The organism is Streptomyces sp. 891-h, from assembly GCF_022760275.1.
Lineage (GTDB): Bacteria > Actinomycetota > Actinomycetes > Streptomycetales > Streptomycetaceae > Streptomyces > Streptomyces spirodelae.
In genome coordinates this window covers 722,300-745,498 of sequence record NZ_CP050693.1, presented here as the reverse complement: position 1 = coordinate 745,498, position 23,199 = coordinate 722,300, and the positions used below count along the sequence as shown (strand labels likewise).

The following is a 23,199-nucleotide window of genomic DNA, read 5'->3' as shown; positions in this document are numbered from 1 at the left end:
CTTTCTCTCGTGGCCGGGAAAGGCACGGGTGCTGGTGGTCTCAGGTGTCAGCTCGGTGGGACCCGAGGGCGGTGCCCTGCCTGGGCGGCAGAGGACCGGTGGCCGTGGTCGGTGGCACGGGAGGCACACGGCGTAGGGTGGCGGCGATCGCCGCCCCGGCGGCACACAGGACCGCCGTCCACGTCACCGTGGCGTCGGCAGAGGTGTGGTCGGCAAGGATGCCGGCGACCCAGGGGCCCACGGTCTGGCCCGCCGCGAACAGGGTGGTGAAGGCCGCCAGCGTGGCCGTCCAGTCGGTGGGCGGGGTGCCGGTCCTGATGAGCGTGGTGACGGCGGCGGGAACGCTCATGAACGTCGCTCCGTAGATGATCGCGGAGGCGAGAACGACCGGCAGGGCCGAGGACACCAGGGCGAGTGCCGCTCCGCCTGCGAGGAGGGCCAGCAGCGCGGCGAGGGCATTGCCGCCGCGCCAGCGGGCAAGGGGACGGCTCCACAGAACCGGTGCCGCCACGACCGCCGCCCCCATGACCGTCCAGATGAGCATCACCTGTGCGAGAGGGGCGTTCCGGTCGGCAAGGTAGGCGGACAGGAAGGTGATGTAGGTGATGTATCCGGTCGCGAACAGCAGGTAGGCCAAGGCCGTGCGCCATTGGGGGCGCAGCCGCGCTCGTCCGGTTGTGGCGGCCGGCGCGTCCCCGCCTGCGTGCGCAGCTGTCCAGCTCACCAGGGTCGCCATGCCGGCGGCGAGACTCATGCCGATCCAGGCGGCGTGCCAGTGGGTTCCCAGTGCCGGAAGGCTGACGCCGCTGAGGACGATGCCCAGCCCGGTGCCGGCGAAGTAGAGGGCGACGGGGGCGCCGGAGGAGGCGCGGGCGGCGATCCGTGAGGCGATCACACCGCCAGTGATGAACACGACCGCGCCCGTAGCTCCTGCCGCGGCCCTGGTGGCCAAGAGCGTCAGGTAATCGTCGCTGACCGCAGTGGAGGCCAACGCCACCGCGGTCAGCACCATGCCCCAGCGGAAGGCGGCGGCGCTGCCCATCTTGCGGACGAGAACGGTGGTAGCCAGCGCGCCGAGAAGGTAGCCGAGCCCGTTGGCCGCGCTCATGGCCCCGGCCTGGGCCAGGCTCCAGCGCAGATCGTCGCGCATGGCCGGCAGCAGGAGCCCGTAGCCGAAGCGGGCGAGCCCCAGAGCCGAGGCAGTGCCCAGGGCCAGCCGCACCGACTGCCACACTGCCTGCCGCGCCGGCGGCCTCACCGTGCCCACGCCGACCCGGCCGCCAGGGGCCTGCGACAGGCGGGTCTGTGCAGAGCTGACCCTCTGCCACGGTCGCGCCGACGAACAGCAATCATGCTGACACCACCCAGGAGATCGAACCGATCAGTACGATCCTTGAAGGTAGCAATTGATCGAACCGTCCGGTACCATCCTTGGGTGCCAGTTTCCAAGGGATCGACGATCGACCCGGCGCGCACTCGCGCCGCCATCCTCCAAGCAGCCACCGTGCTGCTGTACGAGCGCGGACTCGACGGCGTCGGTGTCGCCGAACTGTGCGCCCGTATCGGGGTATCCAAGGAAACGCTCTACCGGCATTTCGGCACCAAGGACGGACTCGTCCAAGCCATGCTGGAGGCGCGTAGCGAGCGGGTGACCGACTGGCTCGCCGCGGCTGTCGCGGAGGCCGGAGACGACCCCGCCGACCAACTGCCCGCGGTCTTCGACACCCTTGAGCGGTGGTACAGCGAGCCGGGTTTTCGCGGCTGTGCGATGGTGAACGCGGCCACCCAGCACCACAACGAGACCGTGCGCGCTATCACCGCACGGCATCTGAACCGCTATCTCGATCTCCTCACCGACATCGCCGCCCGCGCCGGAGCCGCCGACCCAGCCCTCCTGGGCCGCCAACTGCTCATGCTGATCGAGGGCGCGACCGTCGTCGCCGCACACGACCGCGCAGCCGGCACAGCCGCCCAGGCCCGCGAGGCCGCCCTAGCCCTGCTGGCGACCGCCACCTCCGCCTCGGCGGGCTCCTGACGTCACGAAGGTGCTCCACCGCTGCCACCGTTGAACGTGCATCGAGACCGAGCAACTGTTCGCGCTCAGCGGCCCGCGGACCGGATCTCCATCGACCGGCACTTCTCCGGTACGCGACGAGAGCCTCATACCCCTCGCCCTCTGCGACCGCAGCCAAGCGCCTCATTTCTTCAGGTCGTCGGTGAAGCACGGACTGGTAGGTGATCAACAAGATCCCGCACCGGTTGTGGTCGGCGGACGGCGCCTGGGAACGTTTGCTCCAGGTGCGGGCAGAGGCGGATGCGGCCGGGGAGATCGGCTGGGGCGTCTCGGTCGACTCCGCCGTCGTGCGGGCTCATCGACACGCCGCCGGTGCCCGCACCGACCCGCCACCGGCTGTCGAAGTGGATGCGCCAGGCGAAGGTCGAGGACGGCGAGGAGCCCGGCGTCACCAGGTCGAAGTCGTCGGAGGACCGTGAGCTGAGGAAGCGCGTGAGGCGGCTGGAGCAGGAGGACGAGGTCCTGCGCCGCGCGGCGTATCTGTCGCAGGCTCACCTGCCATCAAAGGCTCTGCCCGCTCGTGAGAGAGCTCGCCGCCGACGGGATCCCTGTCGCGGTCGTGTGCCGGGTGCTCAAGCTCTCCCGCCAGCACTACTACCGCTGGCTGCATCAACCCGTCACGGACCCTGAGATCACCGTGTCCTACCGCACAAACGCACTTTTCGACGCCCACCGCGACGATCCGGAGTTCGGCTACCGGTTCCTCACCGGTGAGGCCGAGACGGCCGGGGAGCGCATGAGCGGCCTGGTCGGCTCCATGGGCCGGGCCGGTGCCGCGGGCGACAACGCCGCGATGGAATCGTTCTACGCTCTGCTACAGAAGAACGTCCTCGACCGCCGACACTGGACCACCCGGCAGGACCTCCCCACCGCGATCGTGACCTGGATCGAGCGGACCCACCACCGACGCCGCCGACAACTCCGACTGGGCCGATTGACCCCTATCGAGTACGAGACCACCATGAAGCCCGCCGCCCTCGCGGCATGAAACCCGACTGTCACCTATCCGTGCAGCAGTCCCGTGTGACGGGAGACCGAAGCGGGCCCGGCCAGTCACGCACGGGGCCGGGCCCGTTCCATGTCCTGCGGCTGCGAAGGCGCCTTGTACATCCCGCGCGTCCACTGGTTCGGGCCCGCACCCGGCACCTTGACCGCCGTCGGACCGCCCCGCGATATTCGGTGCGCGGAGGTGCGCCTTCCACAGCTGCCCCGGGCCCGGCCACCCCAGGCGGTGCGAGGGGCGGCGGGCTACTTTCCGGTGCCCTCGGCCAGCCCGCGGATGAAGTGGCGCTGTCCGAGCAGGAAGACCGCGACCAGCGGCAGACAGGCGACGGTGAGGGCGGCGAACATGACCGGCCAGTCGGTGAGCAGCCTGCTCTGCATCGCCACCAGTCCGACGGGCAGGGTCTTGAGGCCGTCGTCGTTGACGAAGACCAGGGCGAAGGGGAACTCGTTCCAAGCGAAGAGCGCCTGGAGCAGAGCCGCCGAGGCCAGGATGGGCCTGCACAGCGGGAAGACGATCCTCCAGAACACCTGGCGCCGGCTGGCGCCGTCGATGAGGGCGGCTTCCTCGATCTCCCGGGGGAGGCCCAGCATGTACGCGCGGATCAGGAACACCGTGAAAGGGATCCGGAAGGCGGTGTAGAGAATGATCAGTGCCCAGCGGGTGTCATACAGATCGGTCAGTTGCAGCAGCCGGAACAACGGTATGAGGGCCACGGTGGGCGAGATCATCAAACCGCCCAGAATCAGCAGCAGAATGGGCTGGGAGAAGGGGACGCGCAGCCGGGTCAGGCCGTAGGCCGCCCAGGCACTGAACAGCGTCACGCAGACGATGCTCGCCGCGGTGACGATCACGCTGTTGGTGAGGTAGCGGACGATGCCCTGCTCCCAGGCGGCGGCGAAGTTCTCCCAACGCAGCACGTCGGGCAGCCCCCAGGGGCGTCCGAACACCTCCGCGTTCTCCTTGAAGCCGGTCATCACCATCCACGTCAGCGGATAGACCACGGCCGCGGCGAACAGGAGCAGGCCGACCAGCACCGGCACCCGCAGCAGCGGTGAGCCCTTGCCCCGCGAAGGCCCCGGCCGCCGACGGACGGGGCTGCCGCCGGCGGGGGGCGCCGATGGTGCCGGCTCGGTGGTCGTGGGGGGCAGTGTGGTTGCCATCGGAGTCTCCCTGTGGGCAGAACCGCGGACGCGTTTGGTGGAGAACATCAGGTCTCGACTCTCCGGCGCTGCGCGCGTATCAGTTGTATGACGGAGGCGGCGAGCGTGATGACGAAGATCACCGTTGCGATGGCCGCCGCGTACCCCATGTCGTCGTTCAGGAAGGCACTGTGGTACAGCCAGGTGCCCAGCACTTGGCTGGAGTTGGCCGGACCTCCGCCGGTCATCACCATGACCTCGTTGAAGGCCAGGAAGGCGCCGGAGATGGTGACGACGACCAGCAACGTCGTCATCTCACGCACCATCGGGACAGTGATCACGAAGAAGGAGCGGATGCGGCCCGCGCCGTCGACGTGAGCGGACTCGTACAGCTCGGCGGGAATGCGCTGGATCGCGACCATGAACAGCATCGTCGTGTAGCCGATGGACTGCCACTGGCTCATGGCGATGACCGACCAGATGGCCGTGTCCTGGTCACCGAGCCAGGAGTGCTGCAGCGAGTCGAGGCCCACGGCTCCGAGGAAGCGGTTGACCAGACCGATGTGCGGGTCGTACAGGAACTGGAAGAGCATCCCGGCAACGGTGATGGAGATGACAGCCGGAATGAAGTAGATGGTGCGCAGCAGTCCGCGCAGCCGCCGGCCGACGTACGCCTCCAGGACGGCGGCCAGCACCAGCGCGAGACCCACCTGGAAGACCAGCGAGACCACCGCGTAGCCGATGTTGTTGCCCAGCGCGCGCCAGAACACCGGATCGGAGCCCAGGGCACGGTAGTTGTCCAGCCCGACGGGCCGGGGTTCGGGGGAGAACGCGCTCCAGCTGAAGAAGCTGAGCCGCACGTTCTCGATGATGGGGTAGTAGATGAAAACCAGGACCAGGATCAGTGCCGGCGCGACCCACATCGACGCGTTGGCCCGGGCCCGCAGTCTGCCGACCATTCAGTCGCCTCCTCATCGGAAGTACCGGGGGCGGGGCCTGACGCCCTGCCCCCGGGGGACGGTTCAGCTTCCGACTTCCGCCCTGGCCTTCTTCGCGGCCTCCCGCACCTTGGCCATGACCTCCTCCGGCGTTAGCGAGCCGTCGAGCAGTCCCTCGCCCCCGGAGAGATAGGCCTGGGCGACCTGGGTGTGGGTGACCGTGTCCAGCCATACCGCAAAGTTCTTCGTTCCGGAGATCATCTTCAGCGCCTCCTTGTTCTGGGGGCTGGCGCTGTCCGCTGATCCCTGGACCGGGCTGAGCCAGTCGTTCATCTCGGTCATCAGTGAAGCGTTCTGTTTGCCGGTGAAGAACTTCAGGAAGTCCACCGCGAGGCCGGCGTTCTTCGACTTGGGATTGACCAGCAGCCCGTCGGGCGCACCGACGAGGGCCTCCTGGTCCCCGGGCGCCCCGGCGCTCGCGGGCATCCGGAAGAAGCTCCAGTTGTCCTTGAAGCTCTTGGGCACGTCCTTCGCCGAGAGCAGCGGGAACTCGAAGGTTTCGACGAACTGCATCGCCGACTCCCCCTGGAACAGGGTGGCCTGCGCGGACTCGTGCGCGACGCCGTTGGCCTGGCCCGTGAAGCACCGCTTGCTGAGTTCCTTGAGGCTCTTCAGTGCCCGGACGTAGCCGGGGTCGGTGAACTTCCCGCCGGACGGCTTGTAGTCGGCGTCACGCACCTTGCCGGGGACCCACTGGGCGTTGAGCTGGGTCATGTAGTGGATGGCGGGCCAGCCGTGCTTGTTGCCGAACGCGATCGGCGTGTACCCCGCCTTGTCGAGCGTGTCGCAGGTCTTGAGCAGCTCCTGGAAGCTGGTCGGCTTCTTCACCTCGGCGTCGGCGAAGACCTTCTTGTTGTAGGCGAAGACCTTGGCATCGAGGTTGATCGGAACGCCGTACTGCTTGCCGCCGTAGGTGAACGCGTCCCGCGCCGCCGGGGCGAACGTCTTCCCCCACTTGGTGCCGGGCCCCCTTGTACTCCGCAACCGTGATCACCTCGGCTGTCAGGAGTCACCCGTGCCACGTACAACACGCCACCCAGGCAGTCGAGTTCATGGGCAACAAGCCGGGCAAAGCCCGTCAGTGAGCTTCTTCGAGGTCGCCACCGATCGGGTGATGGGCCGTGAAGCGCAACAAGCGAGGCCCCCCAGGCTGTTGTTCGAGATGTTTGACGTCTCAATCTCGTTGCTCGGGGGCCTCGTCGTCACTGGCTTGCGAAGTACGCGGCTCGTGTCACCAACCGCGAGCTGATGACCCAGCTCAACGGCTGATCTGCTCCAGCCCACGGGCGTCGCTTAGCGGTCCGCCGAACCATTGGTGCAGCGCGGCTCGCAGACCGTCGACGTCGTTCGGTCCGCTTCCGGTCCATGCTATGTGGCAGTCGGGGCGCAGCAGCAGGCGGGTCGCGCTCGTGCCCTCTGCCTTGCCGCTTATGACATCGACCCGGTCGTGCCAGGGCTTCGCGGCCTCGGCGAAGTCGCCGCACAGGTCGAGCAGCAAGGGCCGGGCGGTGGTGGTCAAGTCGGCCAGCCGGCGGGTGCCTGCGCCGGTGTGGACCACTAGGTCGGGCGCGAAGCCCTCGGTGGTTCCAGCGAGCAGGTGGGCGATGTATTCAGTGCCGCCGGGTGAGGCGAGCAGGCCACCAAAGACGGTCCGCAGGGCACTGACTTCCGGTCCGGGGCGCATCAGTGCCGACTGGGACAGGGTCGAGGCCACGACGTGTTCTGCGACAGGTCGGCGTTCCTCGTCGTAGGTGTCGAGCAGACCTTCGGGGGCCCACCCTCGCACTGTGGCGGCCAGCTTCCAACCGAGGTTGACCGCGTCCCGCAGGCCGAGGTTGAGTCCCGGGCCGCCGATCGCCGAGTGCACGTGTGCCGCGTCGCCCAGCAGCAGTACCCGCCTGTCCCGGTAGCGCTCTGCCAGTCGGGTGTTTCCGCCGACAAGACGTCGAAGCAGGTGCGGCCCCTCTCCCACCGGCGGACCCAGCGGGACGGGCACGCCCAGCACGCGTTCGGCGCTCGCCATCATCTCTTCGAAGGTCATCGGGGTGGTGTGCTCGTCCGGCCTGCCAGTTTCGGTGGTGTTGAGGACAGGCACTCGGCCAGGCAGCAGGCCCCACGCGATCGTGCCGCGCTCCGTGCGCACGTACATCAGGGGTGGCAGGCTCCCGTAGCCGGGAACGTGCAGGCTGCCGTCCGGGCCCAGGTATTTGTCTGTCACGGACACGTTCGCGGAGCGGGTGACGAAGTCGTCGGTGGTCACGCCAGGGAAGCCGATGCCGGACAAGCGTCGTACCACGCTGTGCCCTCCATCAGCCCCTACCAGGTAATGGGCGGTGAGAGTCTCACCGTCGGCAAGGGTGATCCGGACGAAGTCGTCGTCCTGGTGCAGATCGGCCACCTCCCGCCCTCTGCGGAGGTCGACGCCGAGTTCTACGGCGCGATCGGCGAGAACCCGTTCGATCTGCTCCTGCGGCGTCGGGAGCAGGCTCACGGGGTTGTCATTGAGACTTGTGAGGTCCAGCGTGAACGCGCCGAACATGTAGCGGGGCGCGGGTCGGGGCGGTTCGCTGGATCCGCTGATGCGTGTGTAGAGACCACGTCGGTCGAGCATGCGCACCACCTGACCAACCAAACCGTTCGCCCGGGGCTCGGTCTTCGGGCCGGCGAGACGCTCCAGCACGACCGGACGCACCCCAGCCAGTGCCAGCTCGCAGGCGAGCATCAACCCGTTCGGGCCGCCACCGACGATTACTACATCAAGCATGACAATTCTCCGCATTTGGGGAATAAAGGGGTAGGGGCTGCAAGCAGCAACCCTTGCTCGATGGAAAGGGGGGCCTACGGAGTGGGAAGTCCGGTGGCCACCATGCGCAGAGCCCGGGGCAGCAGAACCTCCATCGGCTCACCCGTACCGCCTTGCACGAACAGCTCGAGGGCGGCATTGTTGGCGGCCATCACGCTCGCGGCCACCAGGCGAGGGTAGAGATCGGACCCGGGATCCGTGCCCGTGCGGTCAGCGATCGCTGCGGCAAGCTCCTTCTCCGCGATCTTGCTCGCACGCAGCATCTCGGCCTCCAGTGCGGGTTCGGCCAACATCACCCGCACGCCAGCCGCCCACTCATCGGGCTCTTGAGGCGGCATGTGTGCCACCTCGGGGCCAGGCTCCAACTGCCGTAGCGCCGCACGAGTGATTGCCTCCCACAAGGGTTCACCGGGCGGTCCGTGACGCAGCTCGGCCGCGAGCCGCAAGGAGCGCTCACGGTAGCGAAACGCGATCGCTTCGGCCTTGCTGGAGAAGTAGTTGTTGTAGGTGCGCGGAGACACGCCGACCGCCGCAGCGATGTCCTCGACCTTGACCGCATTCCACCCGCGCTCGACGGTGAGCCGGACTGCGGCCCAGCTCAGCGCTGTGCGCGTGGCTTCCTTCTTCCGTTCCCGAAGACCACTCATACCGTTCACGCTAGCAGAGAGTGCGTGGTACGCAAATATTCGTGCCACGCAAATTTCTTCTCAGGGGTCTGCCGGCTCGGACTGGAGCCCCTTGACCCCCGGCCGCGCGTCACATTCGTCCGGTGGCTCCATGGAGAATTAGCAGGCCGTACGGTGCCCCGCGCGGTTGTTTCGCATGGTGAGCCCCGCCATGAGTCAAGTGCTCCTGACCAGGCTCCTCACCGCAACAGCTCCGATCGCGGCGCCGCGTTTACGAGAAGAGGAACTTCGCCGGGCGGTGGGTGTGCGTCAGCCGAGAGCGCTGGCTTCATCCACGACTGCGCGGTGACAACCTCAATGACCAGAATCGTTCCCACGAATCATCCGCAACGATTGCGATTGAACAAGCCTCAGTCGCCGCCCCCGGCCAGTCTACTGATCAGGCAGGAGACCGTCGGGTTGAAGGCCACAGGCCCGAACACTGTCGGCTCGGCTCGCAGCAGACGGCAGTGCCCGAGCGAGCGGCTACGGCCGCTCGCTCCTGGTCCGTCGTCCCGCTGCCCGAGAGCGTCGGTGCGGCAGCGGTCTGCCAGGGCCGACTGCTCGGTCATGGCCGGCCGCCCCGAGGCGCGCGGATGCGCGGAGCGGCCCCTTGCGTGTGGGCGAGTGGGTAAGGGTCACTGCGGCGCGGGAGAATCCGCTCATCACGGTCCAACGTGTCGAGCAGGTACCTTCAGAAGGTCAGGAGGTTCGACCATAGGCCCAGCGTGAGCAGGTGTTCGGCCCCCAGTCCTCGATGCACACCCTCACCTTGACGCTGACCCCCGGAGGGTAATCGTTGGGAAGGTTCCCCGTGTAGTGGTGCTTGCACTTGGTCGCGGGCTTCCACTGGGCGCGGGTTTGGACAACGTAGTCGGCGTACACGCGGTGGCCGTCGCACGCATTGTCCCAGAGCGTGATCTTCTCCGGGGCTCCCGAGTAGAAGCACACCCCGGCGCGATTCCCCGATGTCTGTGCGCAGATGGCCGAGACTGCTTGTGCCTCGGTGGCCGGGCCTGTGACGACAAGACCTGTGCCGAGCGCGAGGGCGGCCGTCGCGGTCGAGAGGCTTTTACCTGGCTTCAAGAGAACCACCTCGCTCGTTGACCTCGTGGAGGTCGCCCACTCTTCCAGAGCAGCACGCCCAGCGCGTTAGCTCTGCGTGCCAAGAGCAGAGAAGCACCCGTTCACCACCTGCCGGTGATCCCGCGACGGATGACCTGGGATCAGGGAGCGGGTCCCGGTCGTTCCATCGGCTTTCACTACGCTCAGCGCGCCGCGCACAAGGCATCCCGGCAGAAGTCGTCAGGGCGGGAAGCCCCGCTTCTCACCTGCGCGCGCCTGCTCACTTGGAGCTGATGGACTCCGTGAGGAGTGTCGTGGCCAGGGCGACACGTTCGGGGGTCGGGGCTGTGCGGGTTGTGGTGAGTTGGGTGGCGCGGGCGGGGTGGCGGTTGTTCAGCCACTGTTCGGTGTGGTCGAGCAGTTTGTGTTGCGTCTCCTCGTCGAGTTCGGGGCGGGGCATCAGGGCGTGCAGGACGAACAGGGCGCGTCCGGCCAGGTGGTGCTGGGCCAGCCAGTCCCTTGCGTAGCCGACGGCGCGCTGGAGTTCGTCGCCGCGCAGGTCGGGTCTGGTGAGGAGTGCTTGCAGGGCGGCCGCGGTGGGGAGTTTTGTGCGGAAGCGGCCGCACCACTGGACCGCGCTGGTGATCAGCTCGGGATCGCCGTTGGGGGCGGGGTTCTGGGTCAAGAGGGCGTGCCAGAGGTGGGGGGCGCCGTTGCGCTGGGGGTGGATGCGGATCCAGGTGGTCGCGTAGGTGGTGATGCGGGCCCGCAGTGCGTCGTCGAGGCCGGGGTCGGCGAGCAGGCTGCGGAGTGCGAGGTGTGCCTCCTGTCTGCCGGCGTTCCCCTCCAGCCAGCAGAGCAGTTGCTTCCTGGCCTTGGCTGCGCTGGTCTGAGCGGCCGGGTGGGGGCAGCTGACGACGGCGCTCAGCAGGCCGGGGGCTTCTTTGGATTGCGAGTGAGCGGCCAGCCACTGGTCGGCGTACGCAAGCGCCCGGGTGACGTGTTCGGAGCCCAGCCTGCGGTGTCTGAGCAGTTGTTCCAGCACCTGGTAGGCGGCCGGGTCGGTGGTGTGCCGGTCGAGCCAGACGAGCGCGGCCTCCACCGCAGTCTGTGCCGCGTCGTCGTCCACATCCTTGCGGAACAGCAGTGGGCACAGGACGTGCGGTGCCCGCATGCTGTGTCTGTGCAGGCGCAGCCAGCGCAGCGCGATGGGGATGGTGCGGGTCAGTGCGGCGGAGTTGTGCTGGGTGCGCTGCAGTACGTCGCGGATCAGAAAGCCTGCGTTGTCCTCTCCGCCGTACCGGTCCAGCCAGATACCGGCCAGTTTTTCGGCCCTGGCGATCTGCGGGAAGTCGGCGTCCTTGGTGAGGAAGACGGCGCGGAGCACGGTGAACGCGACCGACCAGACCCCGTCGGGCCGCCCGCGCGGCTGCTGCCGCTGCCGTGCCCGCGTCCGCGGTCGGGGACGGGGAGGGGTTGGGCGCAGGCGGCGGTCCAGCCAGTCCAGTGTGTAGTCCACCGCCCGGTGTGCCGAGGAGCGGCGCAGGTCCGACCGGGCGAACAGGTCACGCAGCAGGTAGATGGACTGCGGTGTGTCGGGGTAGGCCTCCAGCCAGGCGAGGGACTGGTCCACCACCGTCCCGACGACGGCTGAGTGCAGCCCCGGCTGGGCCAGTACGGCCTGCAGCACGTGGTTGGCGTTCGTGGTCAGGTGGTGTTGGTCCAGCCAGCGGCATGCCATCGCCAGCTCGGCCTTGCGTGTGGCTGCCTCTGGCGGATCCAGTCTCAGTAGCTGGCTGAGTACCCGGCCCGCCTCGGGGTCGTGCTCGTACGCGGCGAGCCAGCGGTCCGCCTGTTCGCGCACGAGCGTCACCTCACCGGGGGCGAAGGGCGGACGGAGCAGTTCGTTCAGTATCGACGCGGTGGAGGGGCGCGGTGGCGCCTGGGCGATGCGTTCGCGTACGAACGCGCGGGCCTGCCCGGTGTCCTCCAAGCGGTGCCGGCGGTGCAGGAAGAGCAGTTGGTGGAGCACCGAGGTGAGGATGCCGTCGGTGGCCGAGACCGCTTCGGGCAGCGACCGCAGCCGGGCCAGGACCGCGGCGGCCAGCGCCGGTGCCTCGGCACGGGGCAGGTCCTCGCGTGACAGCACCGACGCGAGCACGTACCAGGCGGAGGAGGCTTGGACGTTGGCCTTCAGCCAGGCCACGGTGTAGCGCACCATATCGGTGCTCTGACGGCCGGTCAGGACGGGCTGCAGCGCCAGGGCCTCCAGTACCCACCCGGCGCCCGGCATCGGGTGGTATCGCTCAAGCCAGTCCAGGGCGTATCCGATGGCGGGCAGTCGGATCTCGGGCGGCTGATGGGCGGTATACGGCAGCAGCCGACTGAGGATCATGCCCGCACGCTGCTCTCGCGCGTGCGTCGCCAGCCAGTGTGTGGCGGATCGGAGCGCGTGTTCTTCCTGCTCGGGTGACAGGCCGGGGTCGCGCAGAAGGAAGGCGACCGCTCCGAAGGCGAGGGCCTTGTCGTGGTGCTGCTCCAGCCAGCGCAGTGCGTGCGGCCGGATCCGGGGGAAATCGTCGGGCCTGAAAGGGTGGGACCCGGCGAGGGCGATCAGGGCATAGCCGGTCTGCTGCTGGCTGTGCGGGTTGTCCTGGTGTTCCAGCCAGTCGATCAGGCGCTGGAGTGTCCTGCGGTACGGGGTGCTGTCGCCGCTGCCCTCGCCGGTGCCGCCCCCCTCCGTGACCGTCGGCCGGTAGCGGGTCAGCAGCGCGGAGAGTACGTATTGGGCGGGTGGCTGCATCGGGTGCAGGTCCAGCCAGCGCTCGGCCCAGCGCATTGTCTGCTGTAGCTGCTGGCCGGTCAGGTCGCCCCGTTCCAGGAGGGCTTGCATGGGGTACGCGGCGCTGCGTGCGCGGTGGTGCCGTTCGAGCCATTCCATGGCCTGGTCGATGACGCGTCGGTCGAGGTCGTCGTCCAGGTCGGGGCGCAGCAGCACGGCCCGCAGCAGACGGTCGGAGTTCGCCGGCAGGGCGCCGTCTGGGTCCCGGCTGCCGAGCCAGTCCAGGGCCGCCTCGATCAGGGACCGCTGCTGGTGTGGGGTGGCTTCGGGCCGGTCCAGCGCATCGAGCAGCAGGTAGGGGGCGCGGGGGAGATTGCCGTGCAGGCCCACCCACCGGACGGTCAGCGCGAGGGCTTCGGCGACGTCCGTGCCGGCTTCCGGATGCCGGGCCAGCCAGCGTTGCAGTACGAAGGAGGCGTGCTCCTCATCCGCGTTTCCGTTGAGCCACTCCAAGGTGCGCTTGCCGAGCCGGGCTTGCTGGTCGGCACTCAGGTCGGAGCGGGTGAGCAGGACGGACAGCAGTCGTGGAACGGTGCTGTCCCCGTCCGAGCGCTCACCCCGCCGGCCCAGCCACGTCAGTGCACGTTCCACGGCCTCCCGGCGGGTGGCGGGCGCCAGGTCCGTACGGGCGAGCACCAGCCGCAACAGGTCGCCTGAGGCGAGGGCGCCCGGCCGACGCCGGTGCGATCGCATCGCGCGACCCACTGCTCTGCGGGTGCGCGCGGGGTCGAGATCCGGCTGGGCCAGCAGGGCATGCAGTACGCCTTTCGCGCCGGGCGCCCTTCCTTCCCCGGAGTCGGTCCACTCCAACCCGGCGTCGGCGACCACGGCGAGCTGCTCCGGGTCGAGGTCGGTGCGGTTGAGCAGGGCGCGGAGCACAGGGACATGACGTGCCTGAGATGTCTGTGAGAGGGCACCGGGGGTGCCGGAGGTCTCCTCGGCGGTGGCGGTGAGCAACCCGATGCCGTCAGAGATCAGGAGCTGCGCGTGGTCCGCCGGCACCTGGGTGAGCAGGACGGCGAGCAGCGCGACACCCTGTGGACCGCCTTCAGCGCCGGTCACTGCCCCGCCGGTCATCTCCTCGCCGGCCACTGCCCGTGGAACGGTCCAGGCCGTACGCAGAGCCGCCCAGCTCTCGGCGGTCGCCGTGCGCCACGGCGGTGCGACCAGCATGCCGACCAGCAGCCGGACCCCTTGGCGTTCGGTGGCAAGCCGGGAGCTCAGCTCCGTGGCGTTCTCCCGCATCCAGGCGCGGCAGAACCGGGTGAGCTGGTCCTGGTGCTCTGGCGGTGCGTCGGCGTACAGCCGTGCCACGCCCCGCGCCAGCCGGTGCAACCCGCCGAGCCCTCCGGGCGCCATGCCTGGCGCCCCGGCCGGATCGGCCACCGAGCCGTGCGCCCGCAGCAGCGTGCCGAGCGCCGTCCGGTCGAGGGAGTAGCCCTGGCCGGGAAAGAGCGCGGTGCGCAGTATCTCGTCGGCCACGACGTCGTGCACGGTGTGCACAGTGTCGCCGTAGGAACGCAGCCAGCCCAGTCCGCTCAGAGTGTCGACCACGGTTGTGCCGACTGCCTCGTCCAGCTCGCCGGAGGGGAGGCGCAGGGTGCGGGCGACAGTGGCGGCCAGGTCGTCGTACGAGGCGGGGGCGGCGGCCACGGCTGCCGCGTACCCGAGCAGCCCGGTTTGCTCACCGCCTGCGCAGGCGCCGGGCAGCAGCACGCGTTCCTGCTCCAGCCGCCGCATCAGATATCCGGTCAGTGCGGAGGGTGCCGAGGTGTCCAGTTCGGCGACCGGGCGGCCGGCCCGTACCTGGGACTCCGCCTGCGCGGCCAGCAGCAGTGCCACCATGGGCTGTTCGCCGCAGCGGCGGGTCAGCTCCGCCCGGCCGAGGCTGTCCAGTGCCGTGGGCGCCACCTTGGTGAAGATCCGGCGCAGCACTTCCTGGCGGTGGGCCGCGTCGTTCCAGTCCATGGTCACGACGTGGGTGAACAGCCGTCCGCCGTCCTCACCGCGCAGCCGGTCCCGGGCGCTTCGGTGGCAGGTGAACAGGAATCTGATCTGCGTGTCGGCTGCTTCGCCCGGTCCGCCGGCCATGGTGCGCTCCGCCCAGCGGGCGAGGTCGCGCAGGCTCAGCGCGGGCTGCTGGTCCAGGTAGTCGACGACGATCAGTACCCGGGCCGACGGCTGGCCCGCCAGCGCGGCGTCCAGGTCGCCGATCTCCACGTCGGTGTCGGTCCGCAGGTGAAGCACCTGCCAGTTGTCGGCGTGGGCTCGTTCCGCCACCTCCAGGCAGGTCCGGGTTTTACCGGTGGCCGCTGTCCCGGCGAGCAGGACACCGCGGGCCGCGTCGTCGGCAAGCCGGCGAAGGATGCGGCCGGGGTGGGAGGGTGAGGCCTCGGGCGGTTCGTGGAAGGGCAGTTGTGCGTCGACCAGGTACCGGTCGCTGACCGCCAGCTCCGCCATCGCCTGGCGATGCGGCACCACATTGTGCGGGCGTGCCAGGGCGGTACCGGTCCGGCCGTCGGGGGGCAGCCCATCGCGTAATGCCTGGGCGGGGGTGAGGTCCTGGGGGCGGGCCGGCAGACCAGTGAGTGCTCGCAGTCGCTCAAGCGGTCCGGCCGCGATCCGGTACCAGCTCTCCACCGATCTGGCCAAGAGCCGAAAGTCGCCTTCGTCCAAGGGGTCCTGGACAACCACGCCGATGATCGCGTTTCCGGCGCAGACCGCGGCGCCCGACAGCCCGCCCCACGGGGTGACCTCAGCCGACAACGTTCCAGCCGGGGCATCCATCTTCAGCTCAAGCGTCCCGCTCGGGAAGTTCGCCCCCACCGGGATCGTGCCGCGGACCTGCTCCGAGTCGTACGGCGCCTCCTCGCCGCGGTACTTGAAGCTCGGAAAGCCGATCGCCAGGTAGGGCACCTCTCCCGGGTCCTCGGGCATCCGTGTGAACGACACCGGTTCCACGGTCTGCTGCAGCACTGGCTGCGGCCACTGCGCGGGCCAATCGTCGCGCACCCGGTCCTCGTAGGCCTCTCCCAGTTCCACCACGGCGAGATCGATCTCAGGGGCCTGCCATACGACGGCACACTCCGGGTAGTCGCGCCACGCTCCGCGAGCGGTGTAGAACCGCACCTCGGCGGTGTCGAGCCCGCGCAGGGCATGCGCTGCGGTCAGGACATGCGCGCTGCTGATCCGGTAGCCCGAGCCGCGCCACGGCATCGGGTCCCCGTCCGGGTCCGGAACGGTGATCAGAGCAACGCGGCTCATGTGGGGATGCGGGCTACCGGAAACACTCCGTTCGGGCCGACGCTTGGACACTGTCCGCACCCGTCCGGAACTCACTCACCGGGCCTTCCCCGTCCGGAGACATTTGGAGCCCGGCCGGTGGCGACCATCTTCGGCTGCAGGGTCAGCCGCACCACCTGGGTGGATTCGTGGGCCGCCCGGCCCTCACCCCCGAGTTCGACGACCCAGAAGGTGACCTTACCGTTCGCTCCGGCCTCCTTCCGCATGCCCACCGAGAGCTCCAGTTCGACGGGGCCCACTTCCAATTGCAGTCCCCGCGTCGGCGCGGCGGCGATGGCCGCCTCCAGTTCGCGGCGCAGGTTCCGGATCATCTCGGACAGCTCGATCACAGCGGTGCCCCCCTTCCGCGGCCACGGGCCGCGCACCAAACGTGTCGCCAAGTATAAGAAAACCCGTCTACCAAGTCCCGCCCTACGCACCCGACCTCAACTGGTCGAGGGCATCTGGTCCGTCCTGCGACGCACCACCACGGCCAACCGCGCGTTCGCCGACCCCGAAGACCTGATCACCGCCGTCCGTCGCGGTTTACCCCAGCTCCAGTACCGCCACGACGTCCTCGACGGCTGCCTCACCGGCACCGGCCTCCGACGCCGGCCATCATGACGACTTCACGCGTTGAAGGTCAGTAGTGGAGCTTCCTCTGCGAATGCTGGCCAGGATCGATACGGTTTGGCCACTCTGCGGCCTACTGCGGAAGTTGTACGGGTCCGCGCACTACCGTGCTCGGCTGAGGCGAAGAGCGAACTGTGACGGGATGCCTCGATCTTCCCGGCAGCGGCATCCTCGGCAAAGCGCATCACCGGCAAGATCAGCAACTGCCGATCATGTCGGGGGGACAGCATGGTCAAGATCCGATCGCTCATCGCTGCAATGGCAGCAGCAACCGCTCTCACTACCGGTTTCGTCGGCAGCGCTGTAGCCGCCGAGCAGGGTTCTTCCTCAGCACAGGGCAGCAAGTGCACCACCCTGCGGACGAGCAATGGCAAGGACTCGGTCTACGTCTGCTGGAGCTGGCACAAGAATTCGAAGGGCACCTATGACGGCACCTACAGTGGCAAGTTCTACGACCACGCCAAGGACGGCAAGTGGGTGATCCTCCAGGCAAGGTGGGCCGACCGGGGCTGGACACCAGTTCAGACCGCCGCCAACGGGGAGTCGTTCTCCTCCGACTTCTACGGCATAAGCGGACTCAATTTCCGAGCCTGCCTGACCGGCGGCTACTGCGGTAGCCCTGCATGGTGACGCATGCTTGACAGTTGATGAGGGAAGCTTCGCTGCCGCGGGGTGTTCCTTCGTCAGCAACCCAGTGTCGAATAGGACGGCCGGCGTGTCACCACGCCGGCCGTCCAGGGCCAGTGGCGAGCCAGGCGGAGGATCGTGCGCCAGTCGGTGGTGACGAGTTGGGCGGCTGCGGACAACAGTCGGAACTGTAGGCGGTGGGGTTCCCAGAGCCTTGCCGGTGAGTGCGAGCCTGGGTATCCAGGCCAGCAGGCCGAGGGCGATCTGGACGATCTCGAGCCAGACCTTGTTCTGCGCGACCTCGTGCAGGGGCGGGTTGCGCAGGCCGGTGGAGCGGGCGGCTCCGATGCGGTCCCCCGCGCGGGCTCGCAGTCCGCTCCGAAACCATGATCCACCTGGCCATGGCCGATCTCATGGCCCGCCGCCTCACCGGAGTGAACACCATCTCCTGGCGCGATCCCGCAAAGCCACACCAACCACGGAATCTGCGATGAATCACCGGGAGAAAGCGAGCTCAGAGATGAGGGACCGCCCGCTTGCCGCGCGACCATCCGGGGCTGAGGCAATATCCCGAGAGCAACCACATACGGCGCATGGGCGGCATCAGCTCGCGAACTGGACGAAGTGGCCCGGGAGCGGAGCGCGAGCAGGTTGATGTGCGGGACTTTCGTTGTGCACCGGCAGACCAAAGGCTGATCCACCGGCCGATACGTCGTACCTACAGTCGGGGAGATTCCGTCGGCGCCAGTGAGAAGCGGCGCCCCGGCATCGTTTCCTGCACTGCGTACCCAAGGGATCCGCATGAAACCCGAGAGTTCCAGTCCCATCCGGGCCGCCACCGCGGTTCCGCCGACTGGCAGCGGTGCTGGCGCTCCTCGTTCTGTCTCCTGTCTGTGCCGAATACCTCATTGGCTACGACAGCATCATTGGGCGCCCGTGGGAGCTCGCTTCTGGGTTGTTCGTCCTGGCGCCGCTCTATGGAACGGTGGCCGTGCTCATCAGAGAGGTCGCGCGCCGCACCGGCCGGGGATGGCCGAGCATTCTTCTGCTGAGCGCAGCTTTCGGACTGTTCCAGGCGGGGTTGATCGACCAGAGCCTGTTCAACCCGCACTTCGTCAGCGACCCTTTCTGGTCCCAGGAGCGTCTGCCCACCCTCGTCCCCGCCGCGGGTATCAGCGCTCACCATCTGCTGGGATTCGTCGTCGGCCACATGATCTGGAGCTTCGCGGCACCGATCGTGGTGGTCGAGTCCTGTGTTCCGCGACTGGCCGACCGTCCATGGCTGGGGCGCGTCGGCACAACGGTACTGCTCGTGCTGTACGCGTTGGCGGTTGTGGTGTTCTTCCACGAGCACACCAGGAACTTCATGCGAGCGCGCCACAACTGGGCGCCACCGCGGCTGTCGGCCACCCACCAACTGGCGCCCGCCGACTGGTCGGGCAGCGTTCTTGACCTGACGGCGCTCTCCCTGGGCGGCTGCCTGCTGCTGTTCTGGTCACGCCGCCGGGACTGGGACCGACCCCACGCACTCATGGTCGGCGGCACCGCCCTCGTGGTGAACGCGGCGCTCTCGTTCGTGGTCGAACCGGTGGGCGGACACACTTCCCTTACTGCCAAGTACGCAGCCAACGCCACACTGATGGCAGCCGTGCTCGCTCTGCTGACCTGGGCCTACAGGCGGCTGCTGCACACTGGGGCACGCACGACGACCGCCACCCTCCCCGAGCAGCGTGTGCTCACTATCGGTGGTGACGGAGAGTCGTGAGGGTCGTTGTCTTTCGCGTGAAGAATGCCGACGAGCTTGTGGAGACCGTGGTGGCCTACCCCGAGCAGGACCGGGCCAGGCGGCCAGGGGCCACGCTACGGCCTGCGGCCACCGCGCGATCTTCAGGAGTCCAACCCCCGGTGATCACGCGGCAGCCGTACCCGTTCCCAGCCCGGCTCGACGCAAGATCGCGAAACGAGACTGGAGTACTAGCTGTGCCAGACCGCGATTGAGCTGACGCGATCGTTGAGGTAGCCGAGGTCGGACCGGTAGTCGTCGACCCGCGTCACCGCGCCGCCCCAGTTCGCGTGTTCGTGGACGTTGGCCGTGTTGCAGGCACCGTGCAGCCGAATCGACCGCGCGAAGTCGTTGTACGACCAGCCCAGCGTGGGGTACCTGTAGCCGGCAGGGTCACAGTCGCCGTCGTAGCCGTAGATGGTGTACGAGCGGCCGGCGAAGTTGCTGTCGTCGTACAGCGTGAACAATGGTGCCGGCGGGGCTGCGGCGCCGGACGCCCTCACGTTGAGCGCCGACGCGCTGTCGGCACACTGCTGGGAGACGACCTTCGACTCCGCCTGCCCCGGCTCGACCTTCTTGATGACGATGGCGCAGTGCTCCGGTCCGCTCGCGGCGTCGGCCGTGCTCCACGCTGAGGCCGAGCCGGTGGAAAGTGTTCCCGCCGCCAGCGCCGCGACGCCGACAGCAGCGATTCGTGATCCCACGCGCAATGGTCTTCTCTCCCAGTTGGTTGATTCGAAGTCTCATCGAGTACACACGGCACCGGTTGTCGCGAAGCCGGGGCATCGAATACCGCCGAATTCACTGGAACAATGCCGCAGTCCGATGCTTGCAGGAGAGCCGAAGCCCACTCAAGGCTGGGCCGATAAGATCTCGACCGGATCGATAGTGAACTCTCTATGGGTGGTTCACCAGCGCCGGGACCCCCACGTATGCGTCGGAGAGAGCAGCGGAGCCGGGCGGTCCATCCCGCGATCCACCGTCGTGAGAAGGGGAGTTCATTGAGGTTTGCTCCACGGCGATCACTTCCAGATTTGCGTTGAGGTCCAGCGCGGATCGGTGCGCTCAGTACGTTCGGTCGCTATCTTGTCGCCTGGTGCGAGCTGCGGCCTGGTGCTCGGGCCTTGGACATTGCTGCCGGTCGTGGGGCGATCACTGGGCCGGCAACCGACGCTGTGGGAAATCGCGGTAAGGTGATCGCGATCGACACCGCCCCCAAGAGGCTTGCTGCTTCGGCCTCCGATCATCCCGGACGCCCGCAGTTGGGCTGCCGTGTCATGGACGCCCACCAGCCTTCTCAGGCCCGCCGACCATTGGCCCAGCCGATGAGGAACCCGAAGGGCCCAGCCCGCCGCACGACGACCGTTGGGCTTTTACCGCGAGCTGATCAGCGACATGGCTGCCCGAAGTGATCGCCGCACGCCCCTCACGCCCTTCCCCTTCGCATGGCGAACGGTGGTCGAAGGAGGCTGGAAGAACTCAGAATTCCTGATCGGCCGGACACGTACGTCCTAGCCGCGCCCCTCCTCCTGAAGGGCCGAGTCCCGTACGACCATTGCCGCGATGGCGCGGATCAGCGCGATGTCGGCGCGGTCCCGGTTGCTGGCGGCCCACGCGAGGGCCATCGTGCACGAGGGGGCGTCCACCAGGTCGCGGTAGACGATGCCGGGGCGGGGGTAGAAGGTGCGGGCGGAGGCCGGGAGGAAGCCGATGGCCTGGCGGCGCGAGACCACGTGCAGCACACCCTCCACGTCCACGGCCAACGGGCCGAAGCGCGGGGGCGATCCGTCGGGGCGGGGGTTCATGGCCCAGTAGTCGCGCCATTCCTGGGGTGACTCGGGCGGCATGGTGACCATGGTGTGCCCGGAGAGCTGATCCAGCCTCAGCTTGTCCTCAGCGGCCAGAGGGTCCTCGGCCGGAAGGCAGACGACACGGGGTTCCTCTGCCAGTTCCAGCACTTGAATGCCGCGCGGGGCGGGTGGGCGCAGAAAGGCGGTGTCCACCTCGCCGGAGGCCAACGCCTCGTACTGGTTGACGAAGTTGAGGCTGCGCATCTCGACGGTAAGTCCAGGCTGCCGCTTGTTCAGCTCGTCGAGGATGGCGTGGGTGTGCGGCATCGCAGGCTCGGCCGAGAGCGTGCCGATCACGAGGCGCCCGGAGCACTGCCGCGACCGGGCCTCGGCCGCGCGGCGCAGCTCGGCCATGGCATCCGCCACCGCGCGCGCCCGGGGCAGCAGCGCACGCCCCGAGGAGGTCAGCTCCACGGCACGGGAGGTACGGTCGATCAGCTGGAGCCCCAGGCGCCGCTCCAAGGAGCGGATCTGTTGACTGAACGCCGGCTGGGTCATGAACAGCCGTGCGGCGGCCCGCCCGAAGTGCAGTTCCTCCGCCAGGGCGATGAATAGCCGGAGCTGATGGGCGCTCGGGTCCGTGTTCCCGCTCGACGGTCCGGTGGGCGGGGGCACGGCCCCGTTGCCACGTATTGCCATGGGAAGAACCTAGCGTCGACTCGCTTCCGGAACCAGCTCACCTGCGGCGATCGAGGTTCGGGCTGGCTCGCGCGCTGACGCGGCGGCCAAACCCGCTGATCCTCGATGAGGCGACATCGAGCGTCGACGGCATCACTGAGGACGAGGTCCACCAGACGCTGCGCCGTGTCCGGTGTACAACCAAGGTGATCGAGCAGCACCGTCCGCGACGCGGACCTCATCCTCGTGCTCTCCGAGGGAACGCTCGCCGAGACCGGGCGCCACGAGGAATCCGTGGCGCGGGGCGGCGAGTACGCGCGGCTGGTCCGGAGCCAGATCGTCACCGGAGCCCCGGTGATTGCCGGCACTTGGGAAATGGGCAGCGCAGCGTCCGCCGCCCTCGCGGGTGCTTCTTCGGTAACTGGGCCAGAGCCAGTTGGGCGGTGGTGATGTGGTCTGCGGCCGTGTTGCTGCCGGCTCTCCAGTTCCGCCGGGCCCATGGTCCACGAAGGACGTCAAAAGGTGGTGACCATAGGACTTCTTCCAGGTCGCGCCTGGCCTACCACTGCACCTCTGACTCTCTGTGCATCGGCCCAGCTGGAACGGCTCTCCCAGCGTTCTACCGCGCCCCACAGCCGCTCCCGCTCTCGCGGACACGCTCCCATCCATGCTCAAGTGTCATTCGCCCCCCGGGTGCCCGGGTTTGCATCACGGGGTCACCAGCACTGTCGCGGTGGCCTGGGCAAAGGCCCTCGCCCGTGCGAGGGAGGGGTGGGAATGTGTCGGACGCAAGGCCTGTAGGGGTTGGCCCTGCCCTCCCGTGTGGTCAAGGGGCTCTTGCGCCTTCCGTCCGGGAATACCCGTCCACCTGCCGGGGCGTGGCGGTACCGCACCGTTGGCGACGGTGCGCAGCAGCGGCGTACCGCGCACAACCCCGACCCGGTGATCGTGGGACGGGGGAACGGGCGCGGCTGACGGCTGGGAGCGTGGGAGCGCGAGTGCTCCCAGAGGGCTCCCACCATGGGAGCAGACGCACGTACGGAAGAAGCCGTCCCAGCAAATGCTGGAACGGTTTCCGATCTGCGATCTTCGCAGTCGGGACGGCGGGATTTGAACCCACGACCCCTTGACCCCCAGTCGTGCGTCAATTCCGACCTGTGGCTCGCAGGGAGAGGTATCGGGTCGTACGGTGCTCTGCCCGGTTGTCGCCTGCCGTGGTGAGCCCCGCCATGATGTCAAGTGCTCCTGATCAGGGGGCCTCACCGCCATAGGAGATGGCGCACCGCGGAGCGGATCGACACGGGCGATGCACGGTGGGATGAGCCGGGGGAGTAGCCGATGACGATGTGGGGCCGAGGTCCGTGTGTAGCGGGTCCATCCGCGAAGAGTTCCTCATGCCGGCCTGCTGCGCGATCATCTACCGACGCGTCCGCGCACTGTGCAAGCTCCTCCAATCCCGGAACAACACCGTGGGCGCTGGCCAGCCCAAGGGTGTCCGGGTGTCGCACCCTCTACCTCCTCCCCCCCGGGGGTCGCTGTACCCAGCCTGGTGTGCCTACGGTGCTGTCCCGCCGCTGCTGATTCGGACGGTCCGCCTCATGCCTCCCCTGTTATTCTTCGCGACCCTTCGCCGCCGCCCGCGGCACCACTCCCCGCGCCCTGACCACCACCGACCGGACCACCCTCGTCCGCACCCTGAAGGACCAGGGCTTCCTCGAACTCAAGGGCGCTGTGCGGACCCTCACCGGCCTTCTCGGCGTCTCCCGCGCCACCGTCTACAACAACCTCCACCGCTGACATCACAGCAACCCGCG

At 68.4% G+C, this 23,199-nt stretch carries 14 protein-coding genes and 6 pseudogenes; 7 read left to right on the top strand and 13 right to left on the bottom strand.

What is annotated here, in order from left to right; all coding sequences use genetic code 11:
• Positions 1 to 40 precede the first annotated feature (40 nt).
• Positions 41 to 1,258: a YbfB/YjiJ family MFS transporter gene (locus HC362_RS03315; RefSeq protein ID WP_243082260.1), complete on the bottom strand. Its 1,218-nt coding sequence runs from the start codon at positions 1,256 to 1,258 to the stop codon at positions 41 to 43.
• Positions 1,259 to 1,435: 177 nt separating this feature from the next.
• Between HC362_RS03315 and HC362_RS03310 the strand changes: the two genes are divergently transcribed.
• The 3 genes and pseudogenes from HC362_RS03310 to HC362_RS03300 form a co-directional block, all read left to right on the top strand.
• Positions 1,436 to 2,035, top strand: coding sequence for a TetR/AcrR family transcriptional regulator (locus HC362_RS03310; RefSeq protein ID WP_243082259.1), 600 nt, complete (start codon positions 1,436 to 1,438; stop codon positions 2,033 to 2,035).
• 218 nt (positions 2,036 to 2,253) lie between these two features.
• Positions 2,254 to 2,394 (top strand): annotated as a pseudogene (locus HC362_RS03305) (IS5/IS1182 family transposase); the annotation flags it as partial.
• 82 nt (positions 2,395 to 2,476) lie between these two features.
• Positions 2,477 to 3,062, top strand: a pseudogene (locus tag HC362_RS03300) (IS3 family transposase); the annotation flags it as partial.
• A gap of 260 nt (positions 3,063 to 3,322) precedes the next feature.
• Here HC362_RS03300 and HC362_RS03295 read toward each other — a convergent pair.
• The 8 genes from HC362_RS03295 to HC362_RS03260 all read right to left on the bottom strand — a co-directional run bounded on the left by HC362_RS03295 (position 3,323) and on the right by HC362_RS03260 (position 16,224).
• A complete protein-coding gene (locus HC362_RS03295) occupies positions 3,323 to 4,240 on the bottom strand; it encodes a carbohydrate ABC transporter permease (protein ID WP_243082258.1) in 918 nt (305 codons plus the stop codon).
• Positions 4,241 to 4,287: 47 nt separating this feature from the next.
• Positions 4,288 to 5,178 carry a sugar ABC transporter permease gene (locus HC362_RS03290; protein WP_243082257.1) on the bottom strand — a complete coding sequence of 297 codons (891 nt, stop codon included), beginning with the start codon at positions 5,176 to 5,178 and terminating at the stop codon, positions 4,288 to 4,290.
• Positions 5,179 to 5,241: 63 nt separating this feature from the next.
• The gene (locus HC362_RS03285; RefSeq protein WP_243082256.1) at positions 5,242 to 6,201 is read right to left on the bottom strand and encodes an extracellular solute-binding protein; all 960 of its coding nucleotides are present in this window, start codon (positions 6,199 to 6,201) and stop codon (positions 5,242 to 5,244) included.
• Between the two features lie 274 nt (positions 6,202 to 6,475).
• Positions 6,476 to 7,981 (bottom strand): FAD-dependent monooxygenase, encoded by a 1,506-nt coding sequence (locus tag HC362_RS03280; protein ID WP_243082255.1) that lies wholly within the window; start codon positions 7,979 to 7,981, stop codon positions 6,476 to 6,478.
• Positions 7,982 to 8,055: 74 nt separating this feature from the next.
• A complete protein-coding gene (locus tag HC362_RS03275; protein ID WP_243082254.1) occupies positions 8,056 to 8,667 on the bottom strand; it encodes a TetR family transcriptional regulator in 612 nt (203 codons plus the stop codon).
• Positions 8,668 to 9,387: 720 nt separating this feature from the next.
• A complete protein-coding gene (locus HC362_RS03270; RefSeq protein WP_243082253.1) occupies positions 9,388 to 9,780 on the bottom strand; it encodes a hypothetical protein in 393 nt (130 codons plus the stop codon).
• A gap of 250 nt (positions 9,781 to 10,030) precedes the next feature.
• Positions 10,031 to 15,856 carry a serine protease gene (locus tag HC362_RS03265; RefSeq protein ID WP_243082252.1) on the bottom strand — a complete coding sequence of 1,942 codons (5,826 nt, stop codon included), beginning with the start codon at positions 15,854 to 15,856 and terminating at the stop codon, positions 10,031 to 10,033.
• A gap of 71 nt (positions 15,857 to 15,927) precedes the next feature.
• Positions 15,928 to 16,224, bottom strand: a complete 297-nt coding sequence (locus tag HC362_RS03260) for a trypco2 family protein (RefSeq protein WP_243082251.1) — start codon at positions 16,222 to 16,224, stop codon at positions 15,928 to 15,930.
• 65 nt (positions 16,225 to 16,289) lie between these two features.
• Here HC362_RS03260 and HC362_RS03255 point away from each other — a divergent pair.
• Both HC362_RS03255 and HC362_RS03250 read left to right on the top strand, forming a co-directional pair.
• Positions 16,290 to 16,498, top strand: a pseudogene (locus HC362_RS03255) (transposase); the annotation flags it as partial.
• 237 nt (positions 16,499 to 16,735) lie between these two features.
• On the top strand, positions 16,736 to 17,137 hold the full coding sequence (locus HC362_RS03250) for a hypothetical protein (RefSeq protein WP_243082250.1): 402 nt from the start codon (positions 16,736 to 16,738) through the stop codon (positions 17,135 to 17,137).
• 53 nt (positions 17,138 to 17,190) lie between these two features.
• Here HC362_RS03250 and HC362_RS03245 read toward each other — a convergent pair.
• Positions 17,191 to 17,506: pseudogene (locus HC362_RS03245) on the bottom strand (transposase); the annotation flags it as partial.
• Positions 17,507 to 18,125: 619 nt separating this feature from the next.
• Between HC362_RS03245 and HC362_RS03240 the strand changes: the two are divergent.
• Positions 18,126 to 18,899 carry a hypothetical protein gene (locus HC362_RS03240; RefSeq protein WP_243082249.1) on the top strand — a complete coding sequence of 258 codons (774 nt, stop codon included), beginning with the start codon at positions 18,126 to 18,128 and terminating at the stop codon, positions 18,897 to 18,899.
• A 209-nt stretch (positions 18,900 to 19,108) separates the two neighbouring features.
• Here the strand turns inward: HC362_RS03240 and HC362_RS03235 are convergent, their stop codons facing one another.
• From HC362_RS03235 to HC362_RS03225, 3 genes and pseudogenes are all read right to left on the bottom strand, one after another.
• Positions 19,109 to 19,621, bottom strand: coding sequence for a beta/gamma crystallin family protein (locus HC362_RS03235; protein ID WP_243082248.1), 513 nt, complete (start codon positions 19,619 to 19,621; stop codon positions 19,109 to 19,111).
• A gap of 807 nt (positions 19,622 to 20,428) precedes the next feature.
• Positions 20,429 to 21,406 carry a LysR substrate-binding domain-containing protein gene (locus HC362_RS03230; RefSeq protein WP_243082247.1) on the bottom strand — a complete coding sequence of 326 codons (978 nt, stop codon included), beginning with the start codon at positions 21,404 to 21,406 and terminating at the stop codon, positions 20,429 to 20,431.
• A gap of 364 nt (positions 21,407 to 21,770) precedes the next feature.
• A pseudogene (locus tag HC362_RS03225) lies at positions 21,771 to 21,934 on the bottom strand (IS1380 family transposase); the annotation flags it as partial.
• 1,089 nt (positions 21,935 to 23,023) lie between these two features.
• Here HC362_RS03225 and HC362_RS03220 point away from each other — a divergent pair.
• Positions 23,024 to 23,182: pseudogene (locus tag HC362_RS03220) on the top strand (helix-turn-helix domain-containing protein); the annotation flags it as partial.
• Between the last annotated feature and the right edge of the window lie 17 nt (positions 23,183 to 23,199).